Source organism: Amycolatopsis sp. NPDC023774 (genome assembly GCF_040639695.1).
GTDB lineage: Bacteria > Actinomycetota > Actinomycetes > Mycobacteriales > Pseudonocardiaceae > Amycolatopsis.
Genome location: NZ_JBFAAJ010000013.1, coordinates 91,212 through 105,618, shown reverse-complemented (window position 1 = coordinate 105,618; position 14,407 = coordinate 91,212). Strand labels below are relative to the sequence as shown.

At 73.0% G+C, this 14,407-nt stretch carries 10 protein-coding genes and 1 other RNA gene; 8 read left to right on the top strand and 3 right to left on the bottom strand.

All coding sequences use genetic code 11. The annotated features are described in order from the left end of the window. Positions 1-404: 404 nt before the first annotated feature. Complete coding sequence (locus tag AB0F91_RS25755) at positions 405-1,031, bottom strand: hypothetical protein (protein WP_360601264.1); 627 nt, start codon at positions 1,029-1,031, stop codon at positions 405-407. Positions 1,032-1,206: 175 nt separating this feature from the next. On the opposite strand from AB0F91_RS25755, the gene AB0F91_RS25750 reads away from it, so the two are divergent. The 3 genes from AB0F91_RS25750 (at position 1,207) to AB0F91_RS25740 (ending at position 5,425) form a co-directional block, all read left to right on the top strand. Then, on the top strand, positions 1,207-1,956 hold the full coding sequence (locus AB0F91_RS25750; RefSeq protein ID WP_360601262.1) for a response regulator transcription factor: 750 nt from the start codon (positions 1,207-1,209) through the stop codon (positions 1,954-1,956). Next, the gene (locus tag AB0F91_RS25745) at positions 1,934-3,457 is read left to right on the top strand and encodes an ATP-binding protein (RefSeq protein WP_360601261.1); all 1,524 of its coding nucleotides are present in this window, start codon (positions 1,934-1,936) and stop codon (positions 3,455-3,457) included. The genes AB0F91_RS25750 and AB0F91_RS25745 overlap by 23 nt, the downstream gene beginning before the upstream one ends. 66 nt (positions 3,458-3,523) lie before the next feature. Next, positions 3,524-5,425, top strand: a complete 1,902-nt coding sequence (locus tag AB0F91_RS25740) for a glycosyltransferase family 39 protein (protein ID WP_360601259.1) — start codon at positions 3,524-3,526, stop codon at positions 5,423-5,425. Here the strand turns inward: AB0F91_RS25740 and AB0F91_RS25735 are convergent. Continuing rightward, positions 5,412-6,335 carry a serine/threonine dehydratase gene (locus tag AB0F91_RS25735; RefSeq protein WP_360601257.1) on the bottom strand — a complete coding sequence of 308 codons (924 nt, stop codon included), beginning with the start codon at positions 6,333-6,335 and terminating at the stop codon, positions 5,412-5,414. The two genes, AB0F91_RS25740 and AB0F91_RS25735, sit on opposite strands and share 14 nt — an antisense overlap. A 230-nt stretch (positions 6,336-6,565) precedes the next feature. Here AB0F91_RS25735 and AB0F91_RS25730 point away from each other — a divergent pair, with 230 nt between their 5' ends. The 3 genes from AB0F91_RS25730 to ffs all read left to right on the top strand — a co-directional run bounded on the left by AB0F91_RS25730 (position 6,566) and on the right by ffs (position 9,586). Next, the gene (locus AB0F91_RS25730) at positions 6,566-9,037 is read left to right on the top strand and encodes a nitrate- and nitrite sensing domain-containing protein (protein ID WP_360601255.1); all 2,472 of its coding nucleotides are present in this window, start codon (positions 6,566-6,568) and stop codon (positions 9,035-9,037) included. After that, on the top strand, positions 9,034-9,462 hold the full coding sequence (locus AB0F91_RS25725; RefSeq protein ID WP_360601253.1) for a roadblock/LC7 domain-containing protein: 429 nt from the start codon (positions 9,034-9,036) through the stop codon (positions 9,460-9,462). Before AB0F91_RS25730 ends, AB0F91_RS25725 begins: the two co-directional genes overlap by 4 nt. A gap of 27 nt (positions 9,463-9,489) precedes the next feature. Continuing rightward, positions 9,490-9,586, top strand: an RNA gene (gene ffs, locus AB0F91_RS25720) — signal recognition particle sRNA small type. Between the two features lie 27 nt (positions 9,587-9,613). Here the strand turns inward: ffs and AB0F91_RS25715 are convergent. Beyond that, positions 9,614-10,480, bottom strand: a complete 867-nt coding sequence (locus AB0F91_RS25715) for a fused MFS/spermidine synthase (RefSeq protein WP_360601251.1) — start codon at positions 10,478-10,480, stop codon at positions 9,614-9,616. A 124-nt stretch (positions 10,481-10,604) separates the two neighbouring features. Here AB0F91_RS25715 and AB0F91_RS25710 point away from each other — a divergent pair, with 124 nt between their 5' ends. Together AB0F91_RS25710 and AB0F91_RS25705 are read left to right on the top strand one after the other, a co-directional pair. Beyond that, positions 10,605-12,197 carry an ALF repeat-containing protein gene (locus tag AB0F91_RS25710; RefSeq protein ID WP_360601249.1) on the top strand — a complete coding sequence of 531 codons (1,593 nt, stop codon included), beginning with the start codon at positions 10,605-10,607 and terminating at the stop codon, positions 12,195-12,197. A 45-nt stretch (positions 12,198-12,242) separates the two neighbouring features. Further along, positions 12,243-14,390, top strand: coding sequence for a DNA polymerase III subunit gamma and tau (locus AB0F91_RS25705; protein WP_360601247.1), 2,148 nt, complete (start codon positions 12,243-12,245; stop codon positions 14,388-14,390). Positions 14,391-14,407 lie beyond the last annotated feature (17 nt).

The window sequence follows — 14,407 nt, the reverse complement described above, 5'->3', positions numbered from 1 at the left end:
GAAGTCGGGCTGCGTGTCTCCGGCTCGATGGTGCGGAAAGGACTGGTCATGACGGGATAGCCGCGCCACGGGATCTGCCGTGCCGCACTTGCCGAGCGACGGGACTGGTCGCGACGGCTTGGTGGTGAGTGGACCGGTCGGGGTCACGTCGGTGGTGCGACCGGGCCGGTCGTGGTGTGCCGGTGGGTCGCGACGGGACGGCTCGTGCCGAGTCGGGGCCTGCGATGGGACCAGCTACGCCGACCTTGAGGTGCGAGTGGACCGGTCGTGCCATCGCAAGGGCGCGAGTGGACCGGTCGTGCGGGGGCCTGCGGTGCGAGTGGACCCGCCGTGCCGGAAACGACGACGCCGGCGGCACTTCCCGAAGGCGGTCGGGACGTGGCGCCGGCGTCGGGGGAGCCGGGTCAGTTGCCGTAGCGGCGGCGGCCCTGGCCCGGCTGTCCGGTGCCGCCCGGTTGGCCGCCGCGGGTGGCGGTCGTGGCGGGCTCCAGGGAGGTGGCGGTGGCGGTGGTGCCGTTGACCTTGGCAATGACGGTGACGTTGTCGCCGGTCTTGGGGGTCGTGGCGGACTTCTGGGTGGACGAGTCGAGGACGTAGGTCTGCTTGTAGCCGTCCTTGCTGGTCAGGGTGACGGACGTCGCGCTGATCTCGGTGATCGCGCCGGTCTGGAGGCGTTCGGTGGTGTAGCCGCCGCCTGCGTCGGTGACGACGAAGTCGCCGTGGAGGGCGTTGCGCAGAGCCGCGGCGCCGCCGAAGCCGCCCGGGCCGCCGAAGCCGCGGCCGGTGAAGCCGCCCGGGCCGCCCTGACCGCCAGGGCTGCCGAAGCCGCCGGGGCCGCCGGGGCCCTGCTGCGCCGAGGCGTCATTGGAGCTGGTGCCTGCCCAGATCGCGAGGCCGCCGCCCACGGCGATGACCACCGCGACGCCCGCGGCGATCGCCGTTTTGCGGCCCGACCACGACTTCTTCGGGGCCGCCGGTGGCTCGCCGCCAGGTGCGCCCCACGTGGCGCCCTGTGCTGGATCGGTCGTCATGGTGTTTCCTCCGGGTCTTGACTGTCCGACCGAGAGTCGCGGCCGCCGCTGTGCGGGAGCTGTGTCCGGAGTGGGTCGAGGCTGTGCAAGAGCGCCACGAACGGCTGAACGCGCGCACAGGAAACGCACAGTCGCCGCACAGCTCGGCCTGAACACCGGGCCCCAGGATGGCACCATGAGCAGTATGAACGCGACGTCGCCCGGCCGGGGCAAGGACGAGCTGCGCCGCGCCGACGGCAGCCCGGTTCGGGTGCTGGTGGTGGACGACGAGGCGACGCTGGCCGAGCTTGTCGCCATGGCGCTGCGCATGGAGGGCTGGGAGGTGCGCAGCGCGGGCGACGGAACGGAGGCCGTCCGCGTGGCGCGTGAGTTCCGGCCCGACGCCGTGGTGCTCGACGTGATGCTGCCCGACTTCGACGGCCTCGAGGTGCTGCGCCGCATGCGCGCCGAGGCGCCGTTCCTGCCGGTGCTGTTCCTCACCGCCAAGGACGCCGTCGAAGACCGCATCGCCGGCCTCACCGCGGGGGGCGACGACTACGTCACCAAACCCTTCAGCCTCGAAGAGGTCGCGCTCCGGCTCCGCGCCCTGCTCCGGCGCGCCAACGGGGTGACGGGCGCCAGCGGTTCGCAGCTCGTGGTCGGCGACCTGACACTCGACGAGGACAGCCGTGAAGTCCACCGCGGCGGCGACCTCGTGCCCCTCACCGCCACGGAGTTCGAGCTGCTGCGCTACCTCATGCGCAACCCCAAGCGGGTGCTGAGCAAGGCGCAGATCCTCGACCGCGTGTGGAGCTACGACTTCGGTGGCCAGGCCAACATCGTCGAGCTCTACATCTCGTACCTGCGCAAGAAGATCGACGCCGACCGCGAGCCCATGATCCACACGATGCGCGGCGCGGGGTATGTCCTCAAACCCGCCGGCTGACGCACCCCCGGGCCGCGCGCGCCGGCCGTGGTCGCTGCGGCGCCGGCTGATCGTGCAACTGGCGGCCCTGCTGGCGCTCGTCTGCCTGGTTGTCGGGGTGGTCACGGAGTTCGCGCTGCAGGACTTCCTCGTCGGCCAGGTCGACAAGCGCCTCGCCGCGGCGACCGACCGCGGCTTCCGCAGCGGCGACCGGCCACCGTGGATCTACGGCGACAAACCGCCCCCCGACCCGCTGCGTGTGCTCGGCCAGGGCGACGGCACCCTCGCCGTCCAGGTCCACAACGGCGCGGTGCGCGCGGCTGTGCTCAACTTCGGCTCCGCCACGCCGTCGAAGGTCAAGCCGCCGCTGCAGTCGGTCTCCACCGCGCAGCAGAAGCTGCTGCTCGGCCTGCCGCCCGACGGCCACCGCCGCACGATCGACCTCGGCGGCGACCTCGGTGAGTACCGCGTGATCGCGTCGTTCTCCCCGTCGGGCGATTTCTCGGTGGTCGGCCTGCCGCTGTCGGACGTCACGGACACGTTGTGGCGCTTGGGGTTCATCTTCGGCGGCGTCGCGCTCGGCGGCATCATCGTGGCCGGTGTCGCGGGCGCCGTGACGATCCGGCGCACCATGGCGCCGCTCGACCGCCTGGCCGCCACCGCCTCGCGCGTGTCGGAGCTGCAGCTCGACCGCGGCGAGGTGGCGCTGTCGGAGCGGGTGCCCGAAGTGGACACCGACCCGCGCACCGAGGTCGGCAAGGTCGGCTTCGCGCTCAACCGCATGCTCGGCCACATCGCCAACGCGCTGAAAGCCCGCCAGGCCAGCGAAAGCCGTGTGCGCCAGTTCGTCGCCGACGCGAGCCACGAGCTGCGCACGCCGCTGGCCGCCATCCGCGGCTACGCGGAGCTCACGCGCCGCAGCAAGGAGCAGGTGCCGCCCGACGTCGCGTTCGCCATGAACCGCGTCGAGTCCGAGTCGGCGCGCATGACGACGCTGGTGGAAGACCTGCTGCTGCTGGCCCGGCTCGACTCCGGCCGCCCCGTCGTGCCTGAGCCGGTGGACCTCTCGCGCCTGGTGGCCGACGCCGTCGCCGACTCCCACGTGGCGGGGCCCGACCACAAGTGGCGGCTCGCGGCGCCCGGCGAGCCGATCAGCGTGCTCGGTGACGCCGGCCAGCTGCACCAGATCGTGCTCAACCTCCTGGGCAACGCGCGCACCCACACCCCGCCCGGCACCACCGTGACCACGGCACTGTCTACACAGGAGGGCTGGGTGCGGCTCTCGGTACTCGACGACGGCCCCGGCATCCCGCCGGAGATCCTGCCGGACGTGTTCGAACGCTTCGCCCGCGGCGACAACTCACGTTCCCGCGCGGCCGGCAGCACGGGCCTCGGCCTGGCCATCGTCGCCGCTGTCGTGGCCGCGCACAGCGGCCGCGTCTCGGTGTTCAGCGAGCCCGGACGAACCGAGTTCGTCGCAATGTTCCCAGAGTTCCGTGACTCGGCTGTCACCCGGTCGTGAAGTTCTCACAGGGCGCGCACAGGAAGCGCACATCGGAGCCACAAACCCCGTCGTGAGCATGGCCGCATGACGAGTGCCCTCACCGCGCCCGGACCGACCACAGTGGACTCGACGCCCGCGGCCCCGTCCGCGGAGCGGCCCAGATGGGTGCGGGCGGCCGTCGCGGTGCTCCTGGCCGCGACCGCTGCGCTGTATGTCACCGATGTCGCGATTTCTGGCTGGGGGAACGACTTCTACGCCATGGCCGTACAGGCCGGCACCGAGAGCTGGAAGACCTGGTTCTTCGGCTCGCTCGATCCGGGCAACGTGGTCACGGTCGACAAGCCGCCGTTCTCGCTGTGGGTCATGGGGCTTTCCGGCCGGATCTTCGGCTTCTCCACCTGGAGCATGCTGGTGCCCGACGCGCTGGCGGGCGTCGCGTCCGTCGGCCTGCTCTACCTCGCGGTGCGGCGCCTGTCCGGCCCGGGCGCCGGGCTGCTCGCGGGCGCCGCGCTCGCGTTGACGCCCGTCGCCGCCCTGATGTTCCGCTTCGACAACCCCGACGCGTTCCTCGTGCTGCTGCTGGTCGCCGGCGGCTACTGCGTGGTGCGCGCGCTGGAGCAGGCGAGCACGAAGTGGCTGCTGCTCGCGGGTGTCGCGATCGGCTTCGGCTTCCTCGACAAGATGCTGCAGGCCTTCCTGGTGCTGCCGGCGTTCGTGCTCGCGTACGCGGTGGCGGCGCCGACGTCGCTCGGCCGGCGCCTGTGGCAGCTGCTCGCCGCGGCCGGTGCGGTGCTCGTGTCGGCGGGGTGGTGGGTGCTGGCCGTCGCGCTGTGGCCCGCCGCCGACCGGCCGTACATCAGCGGTTCGACGAACAACAGCGTGCTGGAGCTCGCCTTCGGCTACAACGGGCTCGGCCGGATCTTCGGCCAAGGCCACGGTGGGGGAGCTGCCCGGCCCGAGCTGCCCGCCGGCTTCGAGTTGCCGGACGGGGCCGGCGGCGGTGGCGGTTTCCGCGGCTTCGGCGGCGGAACGGGCCTCACGCGGCTGTTCACCGAGCAGTTCGGCGGCGAGGCGTCGTGGCTGCTGCCTGCCGCGCTGATCGGGCTCCTCGCCGGGCTGTGGTTCACCCGCCGTGCCCCGCGCACCGACCGCACGCGCGCCGCGCTGCTGCTGTGGGGCGGCTGGATGGTCGTCTCGGTCGTGGTGTTCAGCTACATGAGCGGGATCATCCACCCGTACTACACGGTGGCGCTCGCACCCGGCATCGCCGCGACGATCGGCATCGCGGCCCGCGAGCTGTGGCGCGGCCGCGCGCACCTCGCCCCCCGCGCGGTGCTGGCGTTGATGCTCGCGACCACGGCCGTGTGGGCGTTCATCCTGCTCGCGCGTACGCCCGACTGGCAGCCGTGGCTGCGCTACACCGTGCTCGTGCTGGGCGCGCTCGGCACGGCGGCCGTGCTCTTCCGCGCCGATTCGCTCCGCCGCGCGGCACCGGTGGTCGCCGTGCTCGGGCTCGTGGCGGCACTGCTCGGCACGGCGTCGTTCACCGTTGTCACGGCCGCGACCGCGCACACCGGCGGCCAGCCGTCGTCGGGGCCGGTGAGCCGGCGCGGCGGCGGGTTCCGAGGCGGCTTCGGCGGGACCGCGACGTCCACAGTGGAGCTCGATCGGCTGCTCCAGGCGACCACCACGAAGTGGGCCGCCGCGCAGACCGGCGCCATGCAGTCGGCCGGGCTCGCGCTGAGCAGTGGCAAGCCCGTGATGGCGATCGGCGGCTTCAGCGGCAGCGACCCGGCGCCGACGCTCGCGCAGTTCCAGCAGTACGTCGGCGCCGGCGAGGTGCACTACTTCGTGGGCGGCCGCGGTGGCTTCGGCGGGTTCGGCGGCAACCGCGGCACGGCCGGGCAGATCACCACGTGGGTCGAGCAGAACTTCCCCGCGACGAACGTCGACGGCACGACCGTCTACGACCTCACGCGAAAGTAACGGTCGTGTTCGCTCCACAGAGGACGAAACAGGGCCGCGCGGCGGGAACGCGACCGGCGAGCCACGCCGCGAGCGGGACCGCCGCGGCGGGCTCCACGGCCAGGCGGAACTCCGCCCACAGCCGGTCGCGTGCGACGAGCAGCTCGGCGTCGCTGACCAGCACGGACGTGACGTTCGGGGCGTTCAGGATCCGGAAGGGCACTTCGCCCACGCGGGTCGCGCCGAGCGCCGAGGCGGCCACCGAGTCGAGCGTGACGTCCACCGGCTGACCGGCCTCGAGCGCGGAGTGCAGCGCCTGGCAGCGATCCGGCTCCACGGCGAACACGCGTCTCCGGTTCGCCGCCAGGGCCGTGCCCGCCGCGAGCCCGCCACCGCCGACGGCGACCACCACGGCGTCGATGTCCGGGTCGTCCGCGACGATCTCGGCCGTCACCGTGCCCTGGCCGGCGACCACGTCGGGATCGTCATAGGCCGGCAGGTAGCGCGTGCCGGGTTCATCGCCGACGGCCAGCGCCGCGGCCGCCGCCTCCGCGTACGTGGCGCCGTGGCGGATCAGGTTCGCGCCCGCGGCCTCGATCCCCGCGGCCTTCGCGGCCGGGACGGACTCCGGCACGTACACGACCGCGGGCAGCCCCAGCGCCTGTGCAGCCGTCGCGACGCCGAGGCCGTGGTTGCCGCCTGAAGCCGTGACGACGCGGCGCGGGGCCGGTCCGGCGAGCAGCGCGTTGACGGCGCCGCGCAGCTTGAACGAACCACTGCGCTGAAGGTGCTCCAGCTTGAACACCACGGGCCGACCGTCGATTTCGGTCCGTAGCTGCGGTGTCCTCCGAACGTGTGGCCGGATGCGGTTCGCGGCTGCGGCCACGTCGGCGGGCGTCGGTGTACGCGGTGGTGTGCTCATACCGTCCATCTTCGTCCTGGGACACGCGGTCTTGAAGCGTTGTCGGGATCTTGTGCCAGTCGCTAAGCTCTCGCGCGGAAGAGCCAGGGGCCGGCCACCCTTGTTCGTTACGGTACGGGTCTCACTGTGCGTGTTGGGTTCCATGCATGGTCCTCCTTCGTGGTGTCATCCGTTCGGTATTGCTCCTTTGTGTACAGAAGTCCGCCCGCGGTGAGCGGAGGAACGGGAAGGTGACGCTGATGCGCCACGGCAGGACCCGGCCCTGGTGGGCCGGTGCGCGGGTGCTGTCGAGACTCGGCATCCGTGGCAAGCTCAACCTGTTGCTCCTGCCGCCACTGGCCGCCGTGCTGCTGGTCTCCGTGCCGTTCGTGGTCAAGCAGACCGGCAGCGTCGCCTCGGCCGACGACACCGTCCGGGCCGCGTGGAACACCCAGGAGCTCAGCGGGCTCGTCTGGCAGGTGCAGCGCGAGGGCGTGCTCGCCGCCGCGTTCGTGGCGTCGCCCTCGACGACCGACACCGACCTCGTGCGCCAGCAGCAGACCGTCGACGCGACCGTCGGCCAGGTGCGCACCGCGCTCGGTGCCGGCCTGCCGGCCGAGCTGAAGACGGCGCTCACGCGCGTCGGTTCCCTGGGCGACGAGCGGCAGAACACCTTGCACCGCAGCATTTCCGCCGAACGCATCGCCCGCACGTACGACACCGTGGTGAGTGCGCTGATCGACGCGCTGCAGCTCGTGCCGCGCACCGCCGCTGACGCCGAAGGAGCCCGTCAGCTCTCGGCGCTCGAAGCGCTCCTGCGTGCCGACGAAGAGGAGTCGCTGCGCGTCACCGCGCTGGTCGTGGCGGCCCAGTCGCGGTCGGCCGGACAGTCCCTCCTGGACGAAGCGACCCAGCGCGGGCAGGTGCACGCCGACCGCTTCACGCAGCTGGCCGGCCACGACCAGGCCGCGCTCCTGGCCGACGTCGACTCCGGCGAGCCCGTCCACCGTGTCGACCAGCTCGCCACGCAGCTGCCCGAGCCGAACGCGGGCCCCGAGCCCTACGTGCACGACGTCGTGGCGGCCGGCGGGCAGCAGGCCGCCGAGCGCCGGACCGCACAGGACCGCGTGACGGGCGAGATCAACGTCGCGGCGGGCGATCGCGCGGCCGCGGCGACCCGGCTGGCCTGGCTGGTCGGCGGCGGCGCGGGCGTCCTCTTCGGACTCGTCGCGTTCCTCGCTCTGGCCGTGCGCCGCTCGATCGCCGACCCGCTGCGCCGCCTCACCTCGGCCGCCACCTCCGTCGCGGACCTGGCCGATGCCGAGCTCGTCCGCGTCGGCGACACCGAGGCCGATGACGACTTGGCACCCCGGCTGGCGACGATCGACGTCGCTTCCGACGACGAGCTCGGCGAGCTCGCCACCGCGTTCAACCGGGTCCAGACCACCGCAGCCGCCCTGGTCGAGCGCCAGACGCTGACGCGGCGCAACACCAGCCTGATGTTCGCGAACGTCGCGAAGCGCACGCAGAACCTCGTCGGACGCCAGCTCGCGCTCGTCGACGAGCTCGAACGCCACGAGCAGGATTCGCGCGCGCTCGCGGGGCTGTTCCGGCTCGACCACCTGTCCGCGCGCCTGCGCCGCACGGCCGACAACCTGCTCGTCATCTCCGGCACCCACGACGAGAACCCGATCGCCGGCCCGATCCAGCTGTCCACGGCCGTGCGCGCGGCGCTGGCCGAGATCGAGGACTTCCCCCGCGTACGGCTCGGGGAGCTGCCCGACGTGCGGCTCACGTCTTCACTCGGTGCCGACCTCGTGCGGCTTTTCGCGGAGCTGCTGGAGAACGCGACATCGTTCTCCGCGCCGACCACGAGTGTCGAGGTCGAGACGGAGTTCCTGGAGTCCGGCGACCTCGTCGTCGCGATCGTCGACCACGGCATCGGCATGGCCGCGGAAACGCTGGCGCAGGAGAACCGGCGCCTGCTGGAGCGCGAACGCCTCGAGCTCGCGCCGACGAGCGTGCTCGGCCTGTTCGTCGCCGGCCGTCTCGCGCGGCGGCATTCGCTGGGGGTCGAACTCGCCTCGACGCCGGACACGGGCGGGGTCACCGCGCGCGTCACGGTGCCCGCCGGGCAGTTCGACCGCATGGCCGCGCCGGTCGAGGACCCGCCGGTGGAAACGGAACCGGCGGCCGAAGCCGTGGGCCTGTTCGACGCTCGCGTGCCCGAACCGCTGCCGGCGCCCGCGATCGCGGTGCTGGAGACGGCGTCACTCGGCTTCACCTGGTTCAGGGACCCCGAGCCGGAACCCGAGTGGCCCGACACCGAACCCGACGAGCCGCCCACACCGGCTTTCACCCTCGACGGCGACGACCTCGCCACCTCGCTGTCGGCCGACCCGCCGGTGCCGGCTCAGCAGACGGTGGAAACCGCCGTCGCCCGCGCGAAGGAGCTGGCGGCGAAGCTGGAACGCACCAAGTCAGCCGTGCACGGCCTCACCACGCAGCGGTTCGCGCCGCTGGACCAGAAGCTGACGCGCCGCGTCCCCGGTGCTCAGCTGGCCCCGGGCCTCAAGGCGCAGCAGACCATCCGCACCCCGCTGCGCGCCGTCCGCCGCGGTTTGCGTGACCCGGCCGCGGAACGGGCAGTCTTCGATTCGTACTCCGACGGCGTGGCCAAGGCAGACGCGTCGCGAGCCACCGCCACCGCCAACGCAGGAGGAGACACATGACGATCCCGCAAGTCAGCGCCGAAGCCCAGAACTTCAACTGGCTGGTCAACCGCTTCGCACTCCACACCGCCGGCGCGATCGCCGCCCTCGCGGTGTCGTCCGACGGGCTGCTCATCGCCATGTCCCAGGAGCTCGAACGCGCCAACGCCGACCGCCTGGCCGCCATCTCGTCGGCGATGCTCGGCCTCGCCCAGGGCGTGGCCGACAGCCACCCGCTGGGCTCGCCGGACAAGGTGATCGTCGAGCTCGAGCGCGGCTACCTGCTGGTCTGCACCATCAGCGTCGGCTGCTCGCTCGGCGTGCTGGCCAACAAACAGGCCAGCCTGGGCACGATCGCGTACGAGATGGCGATGTTCGCCAACCGCGCCACCGAGGTCCTGACCCCGGCGCTCATCGAGGAGCTCAAACAAGCGGTCGGCAGCTAGGCGCCGGTTCGCCTCCGCTACACTGGATGACGGACCCCGCGCGGCGTCCACCCTGTGAACCTCCCCAGGGCCGGAAGGCAGCAAGGATAAGCAGGCTCTGACGGGTGCGCGGGGTCCCCTTTGTTTTGGAGCCGGCGTTTTCGGGGCCCGTTCAGAACAGCCCGAGCACGTCCTCCGGCGGCACCGGCGACGCGATCCGCTCGGCGTCCCGCACGGGCAGCGCCTTCCCCCGCAGCTTCCGCAGCTCGTCGCCGGAAACGCAGCGTGCCGGGTACGCCGAGGAAGCCGCCTTGCGGGTCAGGACGGCCACCGGCAGTTCGGCGCGCGAAGCCGCCACCACGACGTTGCCGAAGCGCCGCCCGCGCAGCACCCCGGGCTCGGCCAGCAGCACGACGTGGTCGAACACCTCGCCGACCGTCGCCAGGAACCGCCGCACGAACGCCAGCCCCGGCCCGTCGGTGATGTTCGCCAGCATCGCGCCGCCGCCGCGCAGCACGCGCGCCACGTCGGTCACGAACTCCACCGTCGCCAGGCCGCCGGCGAACGACGCCCGCTCGAACGCGTCCACCACCACGAGGTCCGCCGACGCGTCGTACCGGGACGCGACGCCTTCGCGCCCACCCTCGATCCGCACCTTCAACCGCGGCACGCTGCGCAGGTCCAGCTGCTCGCGCACGAGGTCGATCAGTGGCCCGTCCGCGTCGAACACCAGTTGCCGTGACCCCGCCCGCGTCGCCGCGACGTAGCGCGCCAGCGTGCAGCCGGCGCCGCCCACGTGCAGCACGTCGAGCGGGCCTTCGGGCAGACAGTCGACGACGTCGCCGAGCCGCCGGACGTAATCGAACTCCAGGTTCGTCGGGTCGTCGAGGTCGACGTAGGACTGCGCCACGCCATCGACCGAGATGAGCCACGCGCCTGCCCGGTCGGCGTCGGCGAGCAGCTCGGCCGTGCCGAACCGCACCGGGTACTTCCCGGGCCGCGGCCCACCCTTGTCGCGACTGCGGGCAGAACGGCTCACGGGGCTCCTCTCTTCGGACGAGTCTGTCCGAGCGTACTTGCAGAGGCTTCGCGGACACCTGAAACACCTTCGCGTCCACGCCGATAAGGCTTCGGAAGATCCTTTACCGATGTGGGGGAAACCGTTGAACGGGACAAGACTGCTCGTCGCCGGGGCTGTGCTGGCGCTCGGGCTGGGGGTCGCCACGCCGGCGAGCGCCGACGTGGCGAGTGACCGCGCGCAGGCCGTGGCGCTGTATGAGACCGGCGGCCCGGCGATGATCGACGCGGCGCACAAGGCCCTGCTCGGCACCGCTGATGAGCTGCGTGCGTTCCTGGCCACCGGCCGGCAGAGCGCGCAGGACAACGACGAACGACTGCTGGTCGACCAGGCGATCGCCGCGGGTGGTCCGATCGTGAAGCGCGACGGGCAGAAGGCGCTCGACGGCACGCCCGACGACATCCGCGCGTTCCTGGCCACCGGCCTCCAGGTTGCGCGTGAGATCGACGAGGACCTGCTGGTCAACCAGGCCATGTCCGCGGGTGGCCCCGGCGTGAAGCGAGCGGCGCAGATCGCGCTCGACGGCACCCCGGCCGACCGGCACGAGTTCCTGCAGACCGGCCTCGCCCAGGCCCAGGCCGACGACGACCGTGTACGCGCCACTCAGGTCATGTCCGCCGGCGGGCCCGAGGTCCACGCGGCCGGGCAGCAGGCGCTGAGCGGCACCATCGAGGACGTCCGCTACTTCCTGTCCGTGTGGAGCGGGGTCGCCGCGGCGGGTGACACCGAGATCTCGGCCGTGACGCACCAGCGCGACCTCGCGCGCAAGGCCGCGAACTTCCACTTCAAGGCCCAGGCGCAGGCGGCGGCCGACGCGGCGGCAAAGCTCGCGAGCGACGCGCGCAAGGCGAACGCCGACCGGCTGCAGAAGCAGCTCGTCGCGGGCCAGGCGGCCGGCCAGCAGGCGGCTGCGGAGGCGGCGAAGGCCGAGGCCGACGCGCAGGCGAAGGCCGACGAGGCGGCTCGGCTCGTGGCGGAGAAGGACCGGCAGCTCGCCGAGGCGGTCGCTCCGGACACGGACCCCGCGCTCGCCCTCACCGACGGCCGCTCCGCCGCGCTGTACCTGCTGCGCAACGCCGGCACCGCGGTCCGCGCCGCCGCCCGCGCGGCGCTGAGCGGCACGGACGAGAACCTGGCCGCGTTCGTCCGCACCGGCCTCGACAGCGCGCAGGAGGCCGACGACCGCGCGGCCGTCACGGCCATCGCCGACGGTGCCGGGAAGCCCGCGCTGAAGCAGGCCGCGGCCGACGCGCTGGCCGGGACCTGGGCTCAAGTCAAGGAGTTCCTGCGCACCAAGCAGTACCCGGGCAAGGAGAACGACGAGCGCCTCGCCGTGGACCAGATCATGGCGGCCGGTGGCCCCGCGACCCGCGATCGGGCGCAGAAGGCGCTCGACGGCACCCCCGCCGACGTCACCGAGTTCCTCGAGAAGGGGCAGTACGAGGCGAAGGAGATCGACGACCGCATCTTCATCGGCCGGGCCATGTCCGCAGCCGGCGCCGACGAGGTCAACGCCGTCGCGCAGGGCGCGCTCGACGGGCCGGACTCGGCGCTCGCGGCGTTCCTCGCGAACGAGGTGCCCCGCGCCCAGCAGCGGGACGCGGCGACCGCCGCGCACGTCGCGGCGGTGAACGCGCTGGTCGCGGACGCGGCGAACGCGGCCGCCTCGGTGCGCTGACCTGGCCCGGCGAAGGTTGTCGGTCGGTGCCGGTAGTCTCGCGGAGTGGCTCTCGCGCTGTACCGCAAGTACCGTCCGGCGACCTTCGCCGAGGTCGTCGGCCAGGAGCATGTGACCGAACCGCTGCGGACCGCTCTCGCTGCGGGCCGCATCAACCACGCGTACCTCTTCTCCGGGCCGCGCGGCTGCGGCAAGACGTCGAGCGCGCGGATCATGGCGCGGTCGCTCAACTGCGTCGAAGGCCCGACGCCGGATCCGTGCGGCAAGTGCAACTCGTGCCGCGCGCTGGCACCCGAGGGGCCCGGCAGCGTCGACGTCACGGAGCTCGACGCCGCCAGCCACGGTGGTGTCGACGACGCCCGCGAGCTGCGGGACAAGGCCTTCTACGCGCCCGCCGAGTCGCGCTACCGCGTGTTCATCATCGACGAGGCGCACATGGTCACCACGCAGGGCTTCAACGCCCTGCTGAAGATCGTGGAAGAGCCGCCCGAGCACCTGATCTTCATCTTCGCGACGACCGAGCCGGACAAGGTGCTCACCACCATCCGCTCGCGCACGCACCACTATCCGTTCCGCCTGATCCCGCCGAGCTCGATGCGCGCGCTGCTGGAACGCAACGTCGCGGCCGAGGGCGCGCAGGTCGAGCCCGCCGTCTACCCGCTGGTGATCCGCGCGGGTGGCGGCTCGGCGCGGGACACGCAGTCGGTGCTCGACCAGCTGCTGGCCGGCGCGGGTCCCGAGGGCGTCACGTACTCGCGCGCGGTGTCGCTGCTGGGCGTCACCGACGTCGCACTGATCGACGACATGGTCGACGCGCTGTCGGCCGACGACGCGGCTACGGTGTTCAGCACGGTCGAAAAGCTCGCCGACGCCGGCCACGACCCGCGCCGCTTCGCCACCGACCTGCTCGATCGCCTGCGCGACCTCGTGCTGATGCGCTCGGTGCCGGAGGCCGGCGAGCGCGGCCTGGTGTCCGCGCCCGCCGAGGAGCTCGGGCGGATGAGCGCGCAGGCCGAACGCATCGGTCTGGGCACGCTGTCGCGCTACGCCGACATCGTCCACAATGGACTTCTCGAGATGCGCGGGGCGACGTCACCGCGGCTCGTGCTCGAACTGCTGTGCGCGCGGATGCTGCTGCCTTCGGTCACGGAGGCGGAGAAGGCTTTGCTGGCACGGATCGAGCGGCTCGAACGCCGTGCCGTCGTCGCCGGCGGTGGCGGTGAGGCGGGTGTCGAGCCGCAGCTGCGTTCGGCTCCCGCGGCGGAGCGGGAATTCCAGCGGCCTTCGCAGCGTCCGGCTTCCGCGGCGCCTGCCGCTCCGGCTGCCGAGCCGCCGGTTCGGGCTCCGGCTCCGGCTGCTCCGGCTCCGTCCCGGCCTGCCGCTCCGGCTCCGGTGCGTCCGGCGGAAGAGCCCGCTCCGGCCGCCGCCGCACCCGCGCCCCCGGCTCCGTCCGACGACGGCTGGGGCACCCCGCGGACTCCAGGCGGCACCTCCGCGCCCACACCCCCCGCCGCTGCGGAACCGGCCCCCGAACCGTCGGCTCCGGCTGCGCCGGCCGCATCCGAAGGTGGTTTCGACGCCGCCGCGATCCGCAACGTCTGGCCGCAACTGCTGGCCGCGCTGCGCAAGCTGGCCGGCGGCCGCAGCCTCGAAGCGATGCTCACGCAGGCGACGGTCGCCGAGGTCGTGGGCACCAGCGTCACGCTCACGCACAAGTCCGAGCCCCTCGCCCGGCGCCTGTCCGACCAGGACAACGCGCGCAAGATCGCCGGCGCGCTGTCCGACGTGCTGGGTGGCGACTGGCAGGTCCGCTGCGTCCACGGCGCCGCCGCGGCCGCCGCACCCTCCCGCGCCGCCGCACCCCAGCGGCACCAGGCCGCGCCCGCGCCGGAACGCTCGTTCACGCGTCCATCAGCCGCTCCGTCCGCCCCCGCCGCCGCGGCGTCCGCGCCGCAGCAACAGCAGCCGGCGCCCGAGCCGCCGCGTGCCCCGGAACCCCCGGCGCGCCCGAAGGTCACCACCGCCGAGCCGGACATCCCGCTCCCGCCCGAACCCTCGGACGAGGACGACGACATCTACTCGGAGGACTCGAGCCCCGTCCCGCCGCCGCCTCCGCCGGCCCCGGACGAGGACCCGGACGAGATCGCCCGCAAACTCATCTCCGACCACCTGGGCGCGCGCCCCCTCGACTGAGCCGGTCGACCGAGCGG

Bases quoted from the DNA above. Each gene is read 5' to 3' on its own strand.
- AB0F91_RS25745 (WP_360601261.1), top strand. From the start codon at position 1,934: ATGTCCTCAAACCCGCCGGCTGACGCACCCCCGGGCCGCGCGCGCCGG.
- AB0F91_RS25730 (WP_360601255.1), top strand. From the start codon at position 6,566: ATGCGCCACGGCAGGACCCGGCCCTGGTGGGCCGGTGCGCGGGTGCTG.
- AB0F91_RS25750 (WP_360601262.1), top strand. From the start codon at position 1,207: ATGAGCAGTATGAACGCGACGTCGCCCGGCCGGGGCAAGGACGAGCTG.
- AB0F91_RS25735 (WP_360601257.1), bottom strand. From the start codon at position 6,335: ATGGACGGTATGAGCACACCACCGCGTACACCGACGCCCGCCGACGTG.
- AB0F91_RS25740 (WP_360601259.1), top strand. From the start codon at position 3,524: ATGACGAGTGCCCTCACCGCGCCCGGACCGACCACAGTGGACTCGACG.
- AB0F91_RS25755 (WP_360601264.1), bottom strand. From the start codon at position 1,031: ATGACGACCGATCCAGCACAGGGCGCCACGTGGGGCGCACCTGGCGGC.
- AB0F91_RS25725 (WP_360601253.1), top strand. From the start codon at position 9,034: ATGACGATCCCGCAAGTCAGCGCCGAAGCCCAGAACTTCAACTGGCTG.